The 15,797-nt window shown below is 61.5% G+C and carries 15 protein-coding genes; 4 read left to right on the top strand and 11 right to left on the bottom strand.

The annotated features are described in order from the left end of the window. Positions 1 to 34: 34 nt before the first annotated feature. The 6 genes from hypB to DW180_RS02055 all read right to left on the bottom strand — a co-directional run bounded on the left by hypB (position 35) and on the right by DW180_RS02055 (position 4,342). A complete protein-coding gene (gene hypB / locus DW180_RS02080; RefSeq protein WP_117637070.1) occupies positions 35 to 718 on the bottom strand; it encodes a hydrogenase nickel incorporation protein HypB in 684 nt (227 codons plus the stop codon). A 55-nt stretch (positions 719 to 773) separates the two neighbouring features. Then, on the bottom strand, positions 774 to 1,130 hold the full coding sequence (hypA, locus tag DW180_RS02075; protein ID WP_022093859.1) for a hydrogenase maturation nickel metallochaperone HypA: 357 nt from the start codon (positions 1,128 to 1,130) through the stop codon (positions 774 to 776). A gap of 6 nt (positions 1,131 to 1,136) precedes the next feature. After that, a complete protein-coding gene (tatC, locus tag DW180_RS02070; protein WP_055285525.1) occupies positions 1,137 to 1,928 on the bottom strand; it encodes a twin-arginine translocase subunit TatC in 792 nt (263 codons plus the stop codon). After that, positions 1,928 to 2,518, bottom strand: a complete 591-nt coding sequence (locus DW180_RS02065; protein ID WP_158570915.1) for a twin-arginine translocase TatA/TatE family subunit — start codon at positions 2,516 to 2,518, stop codon at positions 1,928 to 1,930. The genes tatC and DW180_RS02065 overlap by 1 nt, the downstream gene beginning before the upstream one ends. Before the next feature lie 153 nt (positions 2,519 to 2,671). Next, positions 2,672 to 2,986: an STAS domain-containing protein gene (locus DW180_RS02060; RefSeq protein WP_035137695.1), complete on the bottom strand. Its 315-nt coding sequence runs from the start codon at positions 2,984 to 2,986 to the stop codon at positions 2,672 to 2,674. Positions 2,987 to 3,037: 51 nt separating this feature from the next. Continuing rightward, the gene (locus tag DW180_RS02055) at positions 3,038 to 4,342 is read right to left on the bottom strand and encodes an aminotransferase class I/II-fold pyridoxal phosphate-dependent enzyme (protein WP_118237192.1); all 1,305 of its coding nucleotides are present in this window, start codon (positions 4,340 to 4,342) and stop codon (positions 3,038 to 3,040) included. A gap of 149 nt (positions 4,343 to 4,491) precedes the next feature. Here DW180_RS02055 and DW180_RS02050 point away from each other — a divergent pair, with 149 nt between their 5' ends. Next, the gene (locus DW180_RS02050) at positions 4,492 to 4,746 is read left to right on the top strand and encodes a hypothetical protein (protein ID WP_022093864.1); all 255 of its coding nucleotides are present in this window, start codon (positions 4,492 to 4,494) and stop codon (positions 4,744 to 4,746) included. Between the two features lie 86 nt (positions 4,747 to 4,832). Here DW180_RS02050 and nhaA read toward each other — a convergent pair whose 3' ends face one another. The 3 genes from nhaA to DW180_RS02035 all read right to left on the bottom strand — a co-directional run bounded on the left by nhaA (position 4,833) and on the right by DW180_RS02035 (position 8,505). Next, positions 4,833 to 6,191 carry a Na+/H+ antiporter NhaA gene (nhaA, locus tag DW180_RS02045; protein ID WP_118237190.1) on the bottom strand — a complete coding sequence of 453 codons (1,359 nt, stop codon included), beginning with the start codon at positions 6,189 to 6,191 and terminating at the stop codon, positions 4,833 to 4,835. 268 nt (positions 6,192 to 6,459) lie between these two features. Then, positions 6,460 to 7,383: a manganese-dependent inorganic pyrophosphatase gene (locus DW180_RS02040; RefSeq protein WP_118237188.1), complete on the bottom strand. Its 924-nt coding sequence runs from the start codon at positions 7,381 to 7,383 to the stop codon at positions 6,460 to 6,462. A 168-nt stretch (positions 7,384 to 7,551) separates the two neighbouring features. Further along, positions 7,552 to 8,505 carry an ROK family protein gene (locus tag DW180_RS02035; protein WP_233514534.1) on the bottom strand — a complete coding sequence of 318 codons (954 nt, stop codon included), beginning with the start codon at positions 8,503 to 8,505 and terminating at the stop codon, positions 7,552 to 7,554. Positions 8,506 to 8,845: 340 nt separating this feature from the next. Between DW180_RS02035 and DW180_RS02030 the strand changes: the two genes are divergently transcribed. Together DW180_RS02030 and manA are read left to right on the top strand one after the other, a co-directional pair. Further along, on the top strand, positions 8,846 to 9,565 hold the full coding sequence (locus tag DW180_RS02030) for a GntR family transcriptional regulator (RefSeq protein WP_117785968.1): 720 nt from the start codon (positions 8,846 to 8,848) through the stop codon (positions 9,563 to 9,565). 75 nt (positions 9,566 to 9,640) lie between these two features. Then, positions 9,641 to 10,573 carry a mannose-6-phosphate isomerase, class I gene (gene manA / locus DW180_RS02025; protein ID WP_369831514.1) on the top strand — a complete coding sequence of 311 codons (933 nt, stop codon included), beginning with the start codon at positions 9,641 to 9,643 and terminating at the stop codon, positions 10,571 to 10,573. A gap of 281 nt (positions 10,574 to 10,854) precedes the next feature. On the opposite strand, the gene DW180_RS02020 is transcribed toward manA, so the two are convergent. Both DW180_RS02020 and DW180_RS02015 read right to left on the bottom strand, forming a co-directional pair. Then, positions 10,855 to 13,755 (bottom strand): ATP-dependent helicase, encoded by a 2,901-nt coding sequence (locus tag DW180_RS02020; protein ID WP_118237186.1) that lies wholly within the window; start codon positions 13,753 to 13,755, stop codon positions 10,855 to 10,857. 227 nt (positions 13,756 to 13,982) lie between these two features. After that, the gene (locus DW180_RS02015; protein ID WP_118237184.1) at positions 13,983 to 14,963 is read right to left on the bottom strand and encodes an undecaprenyl-diphosphate phosphatase; all 981 of its coding nucleotides are present in this window, start codon (positions 14,961 to 14,963) and stop codon (positions 13,983 to 13,985) included. A gap of 248 nt (positions 14,964 to 15,211) precedes the next feature. Here DW180_RS02015 and DW180_RS02010 point away from each other — a divergent pair, with 248 nt between their 5' ends. After that, positions 15,212 to 15,649 (top strand): universal stress protein, encoded by a 438-nt coding sequence (locus DW180_RS02010; RefSeq protein WP_006235921.1) that lies wholly within the window; start codon positions 15,212 to 15,214, stop codon positions 15,647 to 15,649. Positions 15,650 to 15,797 lie beyond the last annotated feature (148 nt).

Genomic DNA, 15,797 nt, shown 5'->3' with positions numbered 1-15,797 from the left:
CTCTGCGGCTACGCCCGCCCGTATGGCGGCCGACTTACGCCCTTGCTTGCTCAATCTGCCCGATGAGCCAATCGCACCAGGCATCCATGCCCTCGCCCTTGCGCGCGCTCACGGCAAACCGCGGCGCCTGCGGATTGAGGTCATCGAGTGTCTTAGTATACCTATCCATGTCAAAATCGAAAGCCGGAGCCACGTCGACCTTGTTGAGCAGCTGCGCGCCGGCGTGCTGGAAGATGCCCGGGTACTTGATGGGCTTGTCGTCGCCCTCGGGCACCGAGAGAATCATGATGGACAGGTTCTCGCCCAGGTCAAAGTCGACCGGGCAGACCAGGTTACCCACGTTTTCGATAAAGATGACGTCGATGTTCTCCAGACCGACGGCCTGGTCGAAGGCGTCGACGGCCTCCATGATCATGTTGCCCTCGAGGTGGCACAGGCCGCCCGTGTTGATCTGGATGGCGGACATGCCGGCTTCCTTCATGGTGATGGCGTCGACATCCGAGGCGATATCGCCCTCGATGACGGCGCAACGCAGGCCGGCTTTGTCACGCAGGCGCTCGTTGGTGCCCAGAATCGTAGTGGTCTTACCCGAGCCGGGGCTCGACAGCACGTTGATCACGTAGGTGTTCGTCTGCTCAAATCGCTGACGCAGCTGATCTGCCAGGCGCTCGTTGCGCGACAGAATCGGCGATGCAATATCAATCGTTTTCTCGGCCATACTTAGCGCTCCTTACTTTGGCCCCTTTATACCCCATCACCAGATGGCTAGCGGGCTAATCGTCGGGGGTTTCGATTTCGATACTTGCGATATCGAGCTCGCGGCCGTGCAGTAGGCGCACGTTGGCACCACCACACTGGGGACAGCGACAGTGGAAGCGATCGTGGTCGAAAACCTCGCCGCAGTCCAGACACTCGCTTTGTGGATGGACCTCCTCCACGGCAAGCTCGCAGCCGCGCGTGAGCGGATCCTCGTCGCGAAACGTCTCCCACGCAAAGTCGAGCGCCTCGCGCACAACTTCGGTCATATCCCCGATACGCAGCGTTACCAAAACGGCGCGCGAGGCCCCCGCCCCACGCGCCGCGCGAATCACTGTATCGAGTATGCCGTTGACAATGCCAACCTCGTGCATACCGATTTACTCCTCGTCGTCCTCGTCGTCCGAGAACAGGTCCAGACGGCTCACGAACAGGCCCTCCTTGCCCTCGCGCGCGGTAATGACCACGCGAGCGATGGCGAGCGAAATCTCGTAGAGCGAGAGCAGGGCGCCATACATGAGACCCAGCGTAACGGGCGAGCCGTCGGGCGTAATCACAGCCGAGCCCACAAGCAGGCCAACGTATACATAACGCCAGGCACTGCGGAAAGCAGCGTAGGACACGATGTGGAAGACGGACAGGTAGAAGATGATGAGCGGCAGCTCAAACGCCACACCAAAGCCGATCATAAAGAGCAGCTCCATGTTGACGTAGTTCTCCAGATCGGGCAGCGCCGTGGCGACGGCCGAGGTCTCGCCGATGAGCCACTCAAAGCCTGCCGGGATAATGATGAAGTAGCAGAAGATGGCACCCAGGAAGAACAGCACCGTCGAGGCGAGCACCGTGGGCACGACCCATTTGCGCTCGTTGGGACGCAGTGCCGGCAGGAAAAATGCCAGAATCTGCCAGATGATCATGGGCGTGCACATGACCACGGCCATCTTGATGGCCAGCGAGAAGCGCAGTCCAAAGCCGCCGAGCGTGGTGGTGATGTAGAACTTACCGTCCGGCACAAAGGAGCGGATGGGGTCTTCCAGGATGTCGAGCACCACGGGCGTGGCGAAATACAGCACGATGGCGGCGGCAAACACCGACACGACCACGATGGTCAGGCGGCGACGGAGCTCGCCCAGGTGATCGAAGAGCGGCATGCGCGCAGGTCCGATAGGCATTACTCATCGCCTCCCTTCGGGGCGTCGGCGGCAACGGCGTCGTCCTCGGCCTCGAGCTCGCGAGCGAGCTGGTCGACGACGGCCTTGCGCTTGCGGGGACGACGGGCGTAGAGGTCAGCCGTCGTGGGCTCTGCCGGCTCGGGCTCGGGCTCCGGCTCTGCAGCAGGCTCGGGCTCGACGACAGGCTTGGCGGCAGCGGCAGGCTCGGCGCTCTCGGCCTCGGACTCCTCAGCAGCACCCTCGCCCTCAGCAGCACCCTCGCTTGCAGCCTTCTCGGCAGCAAGGCGGGCACGGCGCTCGGCGAAGGTCTCCTTCTTTGCTGGCGCAGCCGTCTCGGCGGCTTCCTCGTCCGCATCGGAATCGTCGTCGGTCGCAGCGGCCTTCTTGGGCTTGACCGGCGCCGACGCGGCCTCGCTTACCGGATCGATAATCTCGGACTGAACAACGGCCGTCATCTTTTCCTGCGTCTCGCGGAACTGACGGATGGCACGGCCGATCGTGCGGCCCATCTGCGGGAGCTTATCCGGGCCAAACAGCAAAAAGCCGAAGACCACGATGATCGCGAGCTCACCCTCTCCAATACCAAACACACATACCTCCAAGGCTCGATGTGAGTCGAGCCCGCACCGCGCCATTCGGCCGGAACTCGTCTATTCATTCGGTCAAGTATAGCGCCCGGACGCCAAAACGTCCGAGCGCATCACAAACATATGCCAAACGGCACGCCCTTTTGGGGGCCAAGATTATGCAGCGGTGATCGAAATCTCCTGGTCGACACCCAACAGCTGAACCACGCGCATCACCGGAGGCTGCACATTGGTGCAGCTAAAGCGCTTACCGTGGTCGACCGCGTGGTGCGCGGCGCCCACGAGCACGCCAATGCCCGTCGAATCGATGTAGCTCACCTGGGCAAAATCGAGCTCAACGGCCTCAGTGGGCTGCTCGAGCGCCAGGTCGATGGCATTGCGCAGGCTATCGGCGTTAGAAATATCAATCTCGCCGGTGACCTTAATGGTGTAGAGCTCTGGCGTGGGGTTGGTGGAAATACCCAAATCCATGTATACGCTCCTTTACGTATCGAAAGTGCGGATAGTACGGGAAGCCGCGCGTTAGGCGCGCTCGGCACGCGCAAGCTCGGCAGCGACAAGCTTAACGGCCAGCACCAGCACATCGAGCGCAGCCTCCAGGTCCTCGACCGTGGGATAGCTCGGCGCGATGCGGATGTTGGTGTCGCGCGGGTCCTTGCCATAGGGCCAGGTAGCACCGGCCGGTGTGAGCTTGACGCCCAAGTCGGCGCAAAGCGCGGCGACCTTCTGGGCCGAGCCCTCGGGGCCATCGAAGCTCACAAAGTAGCCGCCGCGGGGATGCGTCCAGGTGGCGCAACCCGTGTCGCCCAAGCCCTCGGTGAGTTTGCGCTCGACGGCCTCAAAGCGCGGACGCAGGAACTCGGCGTGCTTTTTCATGTGCTCCTTGACCGCCTCGATGGTGGGAAGGAAGCGCACGTGACGCAGCTGGTTGAGCTTGTCGGCGCTGATCAGGCCGGCCTTCAGGCGCTTGGAGAACTCGGCGATAACCGCGGGGCTCGCACCGATAAAGCCGATGCCGGCGCCCGGGAAGGTGATCTTGGACGTCGAGGCAAAGGCCACCACGCGATCCTCGGTGCCCGCCGCGCGAGCGAGGTCAAAAATGTTTGCGAGCTCGTCGGTCTCGTCGTACAGGTCGTGCACGCAGTAGGCGTTGTCCCAGAAGATGCGGAAATCGGGCGCGGCCGTGGGCATCTCAACCAGGCGGCGCACGGTGTCCTCGCTAAAGGTGATGCCCGTGGGGTTGGAATACTTGGGCACGCACCAGATACCCTTGATGGAATCGTCGGCGGCAACGAGGCGCTCGACCTCGTCCATGTCGGGGCCGTTGTCGGTCATCGCGACGGGGACGTTCTCGATACCCAAGTCGGCGGTGATGCCAAAGTGGCGATCGTAGCCGGGAACGGGGCACAGGAACTTGACCTTCTTGCCGTCGTGCGCGGCCTCGTAGGCGTCCCAGGGCTCGCTGCCGCACGAGCCACAGCGCCAGAACATGCCGGCGATGTCATGCTCGATCAAAAGGCTCGACGAACCCAGCACAAGCGTCTGCTCGGCGGGGCAGCCCAGAAACTCCCCCGCCAGCTTGCGTGCCGAGGGAATGCCCTCAAAGCAGCCGTAGTTGGAACAATCGACGTTGCCGTCGTGCAGATCGGCGTCGGCATTGAGGATATCGAGCATGGGGCGCGAGATGTCCACCTGGGCGGGCGACGGCTTGCCGCGGGCCATGTCAAGCGCCAGGCCCTTGGCCTTGACCTCGGCGACCTCGGCTTTGAGCGCCTCGATGGCGGCATCGAGTTCGGTGGTTTCCATCTTCTGGTAGATCGTCTGCATGGGTGCGACCTTTCGCGAAGCGGTACGTTGCAGTTTGTCTAAGTATAGACCGCCACCGCCGCAACGTTATGAAGCCGTGATAGATTAAGTTCATCGCAATGAATTACGAATCGCCGCGCATGCCGGCGTGGGGCGCCCAAGGAGGCACTATGGAGTACGGATCGTTTCAGGCCGAGGAATTCGGCGACCTGCAGCGCCTGGTCGACGGACTGTTTTACGACCGCCACGCCATCGACCGCCTCGATTTGATCGTACAGGCCGAAATCTTGGACCTGGCGCCCGATCTCATGGAAATCGTCAACCTGCTGCCGCCCGGCTATTACGATCGCCAGTCACTTTGCGACCAGCTCAACTCCGCCTTGGCCGCCCACGGCTGGGGCGCCGTCTACGGAACGGTGGAATAAACCTAGTCATTTAAGAACGTCCCCAATGACTAAAACGCCGCCTGTGATGGTGTTCACAGGCGGCGTTTTCAAACTTGCATGTGCCCTTACTCGTCCTTGGACGCGGGGTGCTTGCAGACCACACTCATGTAGATCATGCCCAGCACCGCGGCGGTAACGGATCCGGCAAGAATGGCGGCCTTTGCGGCCAGAACCTCAAACTGGGCCGTCGGGAAGGCAAGGCCGCTAATGAGGATCGACATGGTAAAGCCGATACCGCCCAGAATGCCCACGCCGGCAATCATGTGCCAGTTGACATTGTGCGGCAGCTCGGAAATCTTGAGTTTAACCAGGGCAAACGTCATGCCAAAGATGCCGATCGGCTTGCCCAGCAGCATGCCAAAGTACACGCCGAGCGTCACCGGGTCGGTGAGCAGCGTGCTCATGTCCACGCCCACCAGGCGAACCTGCGCGTTTACGAACGCAAAGATCGGCAGGATCACAAAGTTGACCGGCGTGGAGATCAGACGCTCCATGCGGATGAGCGGCGGGGTCACGCGGTGCATGACGCGCTCAACCTTGGTGGTCGAGACGGTAAAGTCATGCTGGCCCAGGATGTGCGCCTCGTCGTCGTAGCGGTCATCGAGCAACGGCAGGCACTCGCCCAACCAATCGGTGAGGCTATCGAGTTTGACGCCGCACTTGGCCGGGATGGTAAAGGCCAGGATGACGCCGGCAAGTGTGGCATGTACGCCGCTCTTGAACATGCAGAACCACAACAGCAGACCCAGTACCGAATACGGGGCAAGGCGGTAATGCTGCGTCTTGTTGAGCCACACGAGCGCGCAGGTCACAAGCGCGGCGGCGCCCAACCAAAACGGATTGGGGCTCTGACCGTAGAAGATGGCGATGGCGGCGATGGAGATGAGGTCGTCGGCGATGGCGAGCGTCGAGAAGAACACGCGCACGCCGTTGGGCACGCAGTTGCCCAAAAGCGACAGCACGCCCAGCGCAAAGGCAATATCGGTTGCCATGGGGATAGCCCAACCGTTGCGGGCGCCGGCATGGTTAAAGATCAGGTAGATGCAGGCGGGAACAACGACGCCGCCCACGGCCGCCAGCATGGGAAGCATGGCCTGACGCGGATTCTTGAGCTCGCCGACCGTCATCTCGTACTTAAGCTCAATGCCCACGAGCAAAAAGAAGATCGCCATGAGGAAGTCGTTGACGAAAAGCTCAACGGTGAGACCGGCCGTAAGGTTGCCCAGACCCACATACAGCGGGGTCTCCAAAAAGTGATGAATGGCCTCGTAGGCATCGGTGTTGGCACAGATGACGGCGGCGATGGCGGCGATCACCATGACGGCGGCGGAAATCGTGCCGTTCTCGGCAATGCGCTCCCAAATGTCGTGGCGCTCAAAACGCTTGCGCTCACGGGTGTTGAACAGCTGCTCGGTTGCTGCCATGGGCGGCTCCTTTCGCGGGAAGGTTCCCGTCTTAAAAAAGCACGGCCCGCCCAAATGGCGGCGCCGCGCTCCAACGTATTACGCTTGCATCTAGCCTACCCTGCGCGACAAACGCGCAAGCGCGGCCGAAAAGCGGAACCACAGGTTGAACATTATTTGCTCAACGGTGCGAGCGCCCCTGTCCAATAGGGGACGCGGTCCCGCGCACAAAAAACGACCGGAGCGCGGGGCGTCCGCGGTCCGGTCGTCGGTGTTAGGTCAACAAAACCTAGCAGGCGGCCATGATGGGAGCAGCGACCTGCTTCTTGCGGGAAAGGACGCCCGGCATCCAGACGCCGTCGTGCTCGTCAGCGATGCCCAGGCCCTTCTGAGCGGCCTCGGTCTCACCCTCGAGCAGGACCTGCGAGCCCTCCTCCATGATGTCGGTGATGCACAGGACGATGCCGTCGGCACCCTTCTCGGCGGCATAGGCGCGCATGGCCTCGCGGATCTCGTCAATCATGCCAAGCGCACGGCTCTTGTCGACAGTCTCGTACTGGCCGATGAGCAGCTTCTTGCCAGCGGGCTCGAACATCTTGATGTCGTTGCCGACCATCTCGGCTGCAGTGAAGGAGCCGGACGGGCGGGTGAGGAAGACCTCCATGCCAAACTTGACCGGGTCGACGCTCACCTGCTCGCCGAGCTTGGCGGCGACGGCGCGGTCGACATCGGTGGTGGTGGGGCTCTTGAGCATGAGCGTATCGGTCATCATGGCCGAGAGCAGCAGCTTGGCCTGAACGTCGGAAAGCTCAACGCCGAGCACGCCGGCGAGCTTGGTGACGATGGTGCAGCTGGAGCCCCAGGGCAGGCAGATGTAGTGCAGCGGACCGGCAGTCTCGAAGTCGCCGATGCGGTGATGGTCGACAACGCCAAAGACCGTGGCGTCCTTAAGGCCGGCGACGGACTGGGCGGACTCGTTGTGGTCGGTGAGGACGACGAGCTGACCGGCCTCGACGGACTCGATCACGCGGGGCTCGGCAATGCCGGCGTCGGCGAGCAGCTTGGCGGACTCGGCCGGAAGCTGGCCCAGCGCGCAGGCCTCGTAGGTGTTGCCGGCATACTCAACCTGGTTGAGCAGCTGGGACAGGACGACGGCGCTCATGATGGCGTCGTTATCGGGGTTCTGGTGACCAAAGACAAGAACGTTTGCCATGGATATCCTCCACTTGATATGTGTACTTGGACGTAGCTATGGTAGCACGCCGATGCCGAGCCTTCGCAGACGGAAGGGCCACGGCATATTTTGGGGCGCAGGCACGGGGGCCAAGGCTGTCCCTTTTGCACCATGTTGGTGCAAAGTAACCTGTCCCCCTTGCACCAACTATTTGCCGGCGGCGCGCAGGGCTACGTAGGCGGCACCGATGATGCCGGCGTCGTTTTCGAGCGAAGCGACCTTAATGGGCGTCTCGCGCGAGGCGGAAAGCGCGTACTGCTTAAAGTGCTCGCGGACCTTGTCGAGGTAGACATCGGCCGAGGCGGAGGCGCCGCCGCCGATGAGGAACATCTCGGGATCAACCACGTTGGCGATAAGCGCCAGTGCGCGGCCGAGATAGTCGGCCATGGTATCGGCCGCGGCCAGCGCGAGCTTGTCGCCCTCGCGGCAGGCCTGGAACACGTCCTTGGAATCAGAAGGCCCAGTGAGCTCGATGGGCTCGACGCCGGCCTTTTTGCACTCGGCAAGGTAGTTGCTCACCACGCCGGTGGCGCTGGAATACTGCTCCAGGTGGCCATGTCCGCCGCAGCCGCAGGTGCGCTCCTCTTCGGGGTTCAGGCACATGTGGCCAATCTCGCCGCCGGCGCCCACAACGCCCGACACCACGTCGCCGTTGACGATAACGCCGCCACCCACGCCGGTACCAATGGTGACCATCACCACGTTCTGTACGCCCTTGGCAGAGCCGAGCCAGGCCTCGCCCATGGCAGCGGCGTTGGCATCGTTCTCGTATTTAACAACCGCGTCGGGGCAGTGCTCCTGAATGGCGACTCTTAGCTCGGGCAGGTTAATGGCAATGTTGGCCTTGACCTTGGCATCGCCCGATGCCGGGATGGGGCACGGAACGGCCAGGCCAATACCCGCCACAAAGGCGCGCGGAATCTGGGCCTTGGCGACCACCTGGTCGATAGCCTCGGTCACCGCGGCAAAGCCCGCGGCGTCAACGATAGGCGGCGTGGGCACGCTGGCCTTGGCCAGCAGGTTACCATCCTCGTCGAACAGGCCCTCCTTAACCGAAGTGCCGCCGACGTCGATGCCGATGTAATACTGCTTAGGTTCCATGGGAGCCCGCCTTTCTCGTTTAAACATTGCCTGTATGGTACCGCTCCCAAGGCAAAAACCTGCCAAAAAGGGACAGGTTTGTTTTGGCAGGTTTTATCTGTGAAAACGCAGGGCATGGTATTTGGTTCGTTGGGCGGTAAAACGGCTCAACCCCATCCTCGAGTCGATCAATTTGCTCAATACCACATTATTCGAATGCATATTCATTTAGAGCGCTCTAGTTTTTAAAGAGAAGCGTTTTTTAATTAAACCTTTCTCGAACTTTTCAAAAACGCAATAGGGATGCTTAGGTGTTGACTATACTTTCTTCTGTACTCAATCAAGCCGGAAAGGAGGTTCCATGATTCCCAAATACGAGGCGATAGCTGCAGATATCCGTCGAAGCATCGAGGACGGCTCCCTTAAGCCGGGCGACAAGCTACCCACCGTCGTTGAGTTCTGCGAGCTCTATAGCGTTTCCAAAATCACCGTCAAACGAGCTATCGAGCAGATCACCGAGGAGGGCCTTGTCACCAGCCGGCGCGGGTCGGGCACCTACGTTAAGGACACGGCGGGTCTCCCCGACCAGGCATTTTTCCAGGGCAAAAATGACCGCGCCCAGGGTTTTTCGTATGAGCACCGCGGGGAGAAGGTGACCTCGGTGGTCTACGATTTCTCGATTGTCAATCCACCGGCGGACGTCGCTACTCAGCTGGGAATTGCCGAGGACGACTTTGCCTATCACATCGTGCGCGTGCGCCAGGTCAACGAGAAGCCCATCGTCATCGAGTACACCTACATGCCTCTCGAGCTGATACCGGGCCTTAAAAAGAAAGACCTGTATGGATCGGTCTACAGCTTCATCCGCGAGCAATGCGGGCTGAAGATTTCGAGCTTCCACCGCACCATCCGCGCCGTAGCGGCAACCGAGGAAGAGGCTGAGCGCCTGGACACCGAACCCGGCGCTCCCCTGCTCGAGCTCAACCAGATTGGCTTTTTGGATAGCGGCAACGCCTTTGAGTACTCGATTTCGCGCAACGTCGGCGACCGCTTTGAGCTGCACAACGTAACGTTGGCATAGGTTTTTGTAGTCATGCGGGCGCACGTTATGGCTCGTTTAGAGTGGGCGACCGCACAACACCATGGGGGTATGAACATGTCCGATTTGATTAAACTGACGCCGATCTTCCACGAGAAGATCTGGGGCGGCCGCCAGCTCGAAACCGTATTTGGTTACGACATTCCCGAGGGTCCCATCGGTGAGTGCTGGGCCATCTCGGCACACCCCAACGGCGACTGCCAGATCGCGGAGGGCCCGTATGCCGGCCACACACTGTCGTGGCTGTGGGCCGAGCACCGCGAGCTCTTTGGCAACTGCGAGGGCAAGGAGTTCCCGCTGCTCATTAAGATCCTGGACGCCAAGGACGACCTTTCGATCCAGATTCATCCCAACGACGAGTATGCCGCCGAGCATGAGAACGGTAGCCTGGGCAAGACCGAGTGCTGGTACGTGCTGGACTGCGAGCCCGGCGCCACGATTATCGTCGGGCAGCGCGCCAAGGATCGTGCCGAGGCCGCACAGATGATCGAAGACGGCCACTGGGACGACATGCTCAACGTGCTGCCGATTCACAAGGGTGACTTTTTCCAGATTGATTCCGGTACCGTGCACGCCATCAAGACCGGCACGCTCATTTTAGAGACGCAGCAATCGAGCGACGTGACGTATCGCCTGTACGACTACGACCGCCCCGGCACCGACGGCAAGCTGCGCCCGCTGCACATTGAGCAGAGCCTCGATTGCATCGACTTTAACGCGCAGGCTCCGACCGACGGCACGGTGACCGCGCCCGAGGTCGATGGCGTGACCGAGCTCGAGTCCAACCCCTGCTACACCGTCGATCGCGTGCGCGTCGACGGCAGCAAGACCCTCGAGCAGCGCTGGCCCTTCATGTGCCTGTCGGTCATCGACGGCGAAGGCACCGTCTGCGGCGACCCCGTCCACAAGGGCAGTCACCTGCTGGCACCCAGTACCGTCAGCTCCATTGACCTCAAAGGCAAGATGGAACTGATCATCAGCCACCTCTAGGTCGCAACAACAACCAAAACGAAACAAGGGGCTCCCCCGTTCATCAACGGAGGAGCCCCTACTCGTATCTATATATCAGCCCACCCGGCTCTCCAGACCAAAAAGCGAACGAGCAGAGCGACGTTCGCAAGCAGCGTTATCTAAGGACCTGGGCGGGCGTATAGGGCAACATCGATCGCGAGTTCCGCACGCAAAGGAGAGCACTTAATGTGCTCTCCGTCTTGCGCAGGACTGTCCGAGCAGGCGATGTTGCCCTATACGCCCGCCCAGGTCCGCTGGGATTACGACAGCTTGACGATAGGTGCGAAGCCCTTCATGAGCTTTTTGGTCTGGCCGGTTTTTTCGAACTGCACCTCGATCATGTCTCCGGCGACCGAGATCACGGTACCCGTGCCAAAGGTCTTGTGGCTCACGGTATCGCCCGCGGCAAAGTCCTGCGACGCGCTGGCGCGATCGACCTTGCGCTCCACCGTCGGCGACACCTTGGACGACGGCTTTTTGGCTCGCGGCGCGCCCGAGCCAAAGGTCGAGGCAACACGGCCGGCGTCGGGCGAGACCCCACGATGGCGCTCGGTCCCATAGCTGCTGCCGCCAAAGAAATCGTCGAAGCTCGATCCGCCGCGCGAACCGGAACCGCCGGTCGAGCGCGTATGCGAGCCAAACACCTTGCCGCCATACATATCCGAGCCCATGCCCGAGCCAAAGGTGCCGTGACGGTCGCCGCGTTTCTCCCAGCCCGTGCCCTCAAAACCGGCAGAACCGATACCGCTAAACTCGATATCCTCAAACGGAATCTCGTTGAGGAAGCGAGAGCGCGGGTTGGCAGAGGTCGAGCCGTAGGTGCGACGCGTGGCCGCATAGGTCAGGAACAGGCGCTTACGGGCACGCGTGATGGCAACGTAGGCCAGGCGACGCTCCTCCTCGAGCTTGCCCGGGTCATCGCTGCCGCCAAAGTCGTGCACGTGCGGGAAGATACCCTCCTCCATGCCGGCCACGAACACCGCCGGGAACTCCAGGCCCTTGGCGGAGTGGATGGTCATCATGGTAATGGCATGCGTCTCGCCGGCCAGGGAATCCAAGTCGGAGCGCAGGGCCAGCCACTCCATGAGTGCCGGCAGTGCCTTACAGGTGAGCGGACCGTAGGTGCGCTCGATCTCGTCGGCATGCACGACGCCCGCCGGTAGCTCTGTTGGCACGGCATACGCGTTGCCCGCGATGGCGGCGGCCAGGGCATCCTGCGGCGAGAGCGCCGGGGCGGCTAGGCTATCGAGCGGATTGGAGCCCGCGGCGTCACGAGCGCCGACAAGTGCCTCAAACGAGGATGCCGGAGCGGACGGCCCCGGCTCGGACGCGGGCGCACTCACCACGGCGGACTCGGACTCGGCGACGGACGGCACGTCGGCAACACCGGCCGCGCGCAGCTCTTCTAGACTCTCGAGCGTACCCTCGATATCCTCGTGCGTCTCCTCAAATTCGGCGGCGACGCCCAGGAATTCCTGGATGTTCTCGGCGCGGCTCTCGGACTCCATGGTGCCCTCGGCGCGAAACGCCTGCAGCAGGCCCGTCTTATCGACAATCATCTCGACGACGTCCTTGAGCTCGCCGTCCATGCGGCGGCCCTCGCGCACCAGCGCCACAAAACTCGACAGGCCGTTGCGCACCTTGGCACTAAACATGCCCGTCTCGGCTGTTGCGATCTCGCAGGCCTGGAAGAACGAGCAGCGGTTGTCGCGCGCCAGCTGCTCGATCTTTTGGATCGAGGTGGAGCCGATGCCGCGGCGCGGCGTGTTGATGACGCGCTTGACGCTCATCTCGTCGGCCGGGTTCACGATCATCTTGAGGTAGGCCATGACGTCGCGAATCTCGGCGCGGTCGAAGAATCGCGTGCCGCCGACGATCTTGTAGGGCACGCCCGCGCGCAGGAACATATCTTCGAGGATACGCGACTGGGCGTTGGTGCGGTAGAACACGGCGATATCGTCGTAGCTCGTACCCTTGGCATGCAGCTTTTCGATCTCGCCGGCAATCCAGCGACCTTCGTCGCGCTCGTCGCTTGCCTGGAAAGCCTGAATCTTCTCGCCATCGCCCTCGGCCGTAAACAGGCGCTTGTCCTTGCGCTGCGAGTTGTGGCGAACAACGGCATTGGCGGCGCTCAGGATGTGACCCGTGGAGCGATAGTTCTGCTCCAACTTGACGGTCTTGCAGTTTTTAAAGTCCTGCTCAAAGTCCAAGATGTTGGTGATATCGGCGCCACGCCAGCTATAAATGGACTGGTCGTCGTCGCCCACGACCATGAGGTTTTGGTACTTGGCGGCCAGCAGGTTGGCGATTTCGTACTGGACGTGGTTGGTGTCCTGATATTCGTCGACGCTAATGTAGCGGAAGCGCTCTTGGTACTTGTCGAGCACCTCGGGGCGGGTGCGCAGTAGCTCGAGCGTGCGCACGAGCAGGTCGTCGAAGTCCATCGCGTTGGCGGCGCGCAGGCGGCGCTCCAGCTCCAGGTAGACTTGCGCGGCCTTTTTGTCGTTGGGGCTATCGGCGCTCTTGAGCATGTCCTCGGGCCCGATCATGGCGTTTTTAGCAGAGCTGATCTTGCTGCGGATCATGTTGATGGGGAACTGCTTTTGCTCAATGCCGAGCGCCTGCATAATGTCGCGCACCATGCGCTTTGAGTCATCGTCATCGTAGATGGTGAACTGGCCGGTGTAGCCCAGCAGGTCGGCGTCCTCGCGCAGCATGCGCACGCACATGGCATGGAAGGTGCACACCCACATGCCACGGGTGCCGCTTGGGATGAGTGCCGCCAGACGCTCGCGCATCTCGGCCGCAGCCTTGTTGGTAAACGTGATGGCAAGAACCTGCCAAGGCTTAACACCCAGGTCGCCGAGCATATGTGCGATGCGGAAGGTCAAGACGCGGGTCTTGCCCGAGCCGGCGCCGGCGAGCACCAGCAGCGGTCCCTCGGTGGTCAAGACCGCCTCGCGCTGGGCGGGATTAAGGCTGTCGATGTCGACAAGCGGCTTGGCGGGCGCAGGTGCCGGCGCGGGAGCGTCGTAGATGTCGAGCGGAACGAGCTCGGGCTCCGGCGCAGCGGGGGCGGTGTATGCATCGAGTGGCACGGGTTCCGGCGCGGGCGGCACGGGTACCGCGGCGTTCTTTTCCCAGGGCAAGGGCTGGGTCATGGGCGACTCCTCATCTGACGGACGGCGCGCCTGCGGGCAGCGCCATAGTTTGAGCCGTACCAGTATACCGAGCCGCGCGGACACCGACGCAAATCACACCACGACTCCGTGCGCCACCATCGGACCCACCCCATCGCCCAAAAAAGAGGGCAGCATAGACCTTTTGGTCATGCCACCCTCTTTGAATGACAAGCTGTCGCTCTGGCCGCCGCGCAGCGTCAACCAAGTTACAGGCCGAGCATAGGCTCCAGAACGAAGAAGTATGCGAGCACCACGATGCCCAGGATGATGCGGTAGACGCCGAAGCACTTAAAGTCGTGACGGCGGACGAAGCCCATAAGCCACTTGATGGCAATGAGCGACACCACAAAGGCCACGATGCAGCCCACGCCCAAGATGGCGATCTCGTTGGTGCCGAACGTGCCGCCCTTAATAAAGTACTTGACCAGCTTGAGCGCACTTGCGCCAAACATAACAGGAATAGCCAGGAAGAACGTGAACTTAGACGCCACCGAGCGCGTGCAGCCCAGCAGCAGGCCGCCGATGATGGTAGAACCGGAGCGAGACGTACCAGGCACCAGCGAAAGCACCTGGAAGCAGCCGATACCCAGCGCAGTCTTCCAGCTGAGGTCCTCGAGCGTGGCGATGGAACCAAAGTCCAGGTTCTCGTCATCGTCCTCATCCTCAGCGGTAGCCGCGGCGGGCGCCGCAAAGTGCGCACCGGCGGGACGTCCACCCGACACCACAGCACGCGAACCAAACGAACCGGCAACGGCCATTTCCTCGCGCTTGCTCGCGCGCCAGTTCTCGATCACGATAAACAGCACGCCGTACACAATGAGCGCCAGCGCCACGACGGGAGCGTTGTAGAAATGCTCCTCCATCCAGTCGTTGAGCGGCAGGCCGATCGCCGCCGCAGGAATGCAACCGAGCACAATCTTGCCCCACAGCACCCAGGTGTCGCGACGGCCCTCCTTGCCCTTGCTGGGCGAGAACGGGTTGAGCTCGTGGAAAAACAGCACGCAGACGGCCAGAATGGCGCCGAGCTGAATCACGACCAGGAACATATTCCAGAACGTCTCGCTCACGTTCATCTTGACGAACTCGTCCACCAAGATCATGTGGCCCGTCGACGAAACGGGCAGCCATTCGGTGATGCCCTCGACCAGGCCCATGAAGGCAGATTTTAAAAGCTCGATGATATCCAAAGGGACCCCCTCGTTAGACACCCGCCGATATTGTTCTGCGGACGGTGCGGGCGATGTCCCATTATCAACCGTTGGCGGCGCGCCTGCGCCTACCCTTACCAAAAAACTCGCCCGTTCACAGAATTGCGAGCGGTCAAACCCAAATCCTTGGGTATAACTGCAACAAGATAAAGTGTCCGGCGGCCAACGCGCCCGCGCCCGCCCGATGCACGAGCCCCGTGCCCGTGCGATAGACCAAGGAGGAAACCATGAACGAGGGCTACACCAAGGTATTTGTTTCACTCGACGGTACTGAACAGCAGGATTTTGTGCTCGCACGCGCCATCAAGGTCGCCGCGAACAACGGCGCCAAGCTAATCATCGGCCACGTTATCGATTCCACGGCGCTCGAGAGCGCCGGTTCCTATCCGGTCGATCTGGTCAACGGCCTAGAGGAGGCATTTAAGAACTCCATCGCCAAGCAGCTCGAAGAGGCCAAGGCCAATCCCGACATTCCCGAGGTCGAAGTCATGATTCGCGCCGGCCGTATTCGTGAGACGCTCAAAGACGAGATGCTCGACGTGGTCAAGCCCGACCTGGTGCTCTGCGGCGCCCGCGGCCTGTCCTCGATCAAGTATGCGCTGCTGGGTTCGATTTCGACGTTCCTGCTGCGCAATACGGACTGCGACATCCTGGTCGTGAAGTAGGTTCCTTCCCGTCGGCGCAAGGCCTGCGGGGTTATCACGCCGACGTCCTCGCCGCTTCGCGGCTGCGGGATGTCGGCTTAGATAACCCCTCCCGGCCTTGCGCCTTCGTCACCATACTTCAACGAGTTAGCTGATAAAAGATGGCGTG

This window comes from Collinsella sp. AM16-21, assembly GCF_003471905.1.
Taxonomy (GTDB): Bacteria; Actinomycetota; Coriobacteriia; order Coriobacteriales; family Coriobacteriaceae; genus Collinsella.
This window is presented reverse-complemented; position numbering and strand designations above follow the sequence as displayed.

Excerpts from the sequence above, each read along its gene's own strand:
- hypB (WP_117637070.1), bottom strand. The coding sequence starts at position 718 with ATGGCCGAGAAAACGATTGATATTGCATCGCCGATTCTGTCGCGCAAC.
- hypA (WP_022093859.1), bottom strand. The coding sequence starts at position 1,130 with ATGCACGAGGTTGGCATTGTCAACGGCATACTCGATACAGTGATTCGC.
- tatC (WP_055285525.1), bottom strand. The coding sequence starts at position 1,928 with ATGCCTATCGGACCTGCGCGCATGCCGCTCTTCGATCACCTGGGCGAG.
- DW180_RS02060 (WP_035137695.1), bottom strand. The coding sequence starts at position 2,986 with ATGGATTTGGGTATTTCCACCAACCCCACGCCAGAGCTCTACACCATT.
- DW180_RS02055 (WP_118237192.1), bottom strand. The coding sequence starts at position 4,342 with ATGCAGACGATCTACCAGAAGATGGAAACCACCGAACTCGATGCCGCC.
- DW180_RS02050 (WP_022093864.1), top strand. The coding sequence starts at position 4,492 with ATGGAGTACGGATCGTTTCAGGCCGAGGAATTCGGCGACCTGCAGCGC.
- nhaA (WP_118237190.1), bottom strand. The coding sequence starts at position 6,191 with ATGGCAGCAACCGAGCAGCTGTTCAACACCCGTGAGCGCAAGCGTTTT.
- DW180_RS02040 (WP_118237188.1), bottom strand. The coding sequence starts at position 7,383 with ATGGCAAACGTTCTTGTCTTTGGTCACCAGAACCCCGATAACGACGCC.
- DW180_RS02035 (WP_233514534.1), bottom strand. The coding sequence starts at position 8,505 with ATGGAACCTAAGCAGTATTACATCGGCATCGACGTCGGCGGCACTTCG.
- DW180_RS02030 (WP_117785968.1), top strand. The coding sequence starts at position 8,846 with ATGATTCCCAAATACGAGGCGATAGCTGCAGATATCCGTCGAAGCATC.
- manA (WP_369831514.1), top strand. The coding sequence starts at position 9,641 with ATGTCCGATTTGATTAAACTGACGCCGATCTTCCACGAGAAGATCTGG.
- DW180_RS02020 (WP_118237186.1), bottom strand. The coding sequence starts at position 13,755 with ATGACCCAGCCCTTGCCCTGGGAAAAGAACGCCGCGGTACCCGTGCCG.
- DW180_RS02010 (WP_006235921.1), top strand. The coding sequence starts at position 15,212 with ATGAACGAGGGCTACACCAAGGTATTTGTTTCACTCGACGGTACTGAA.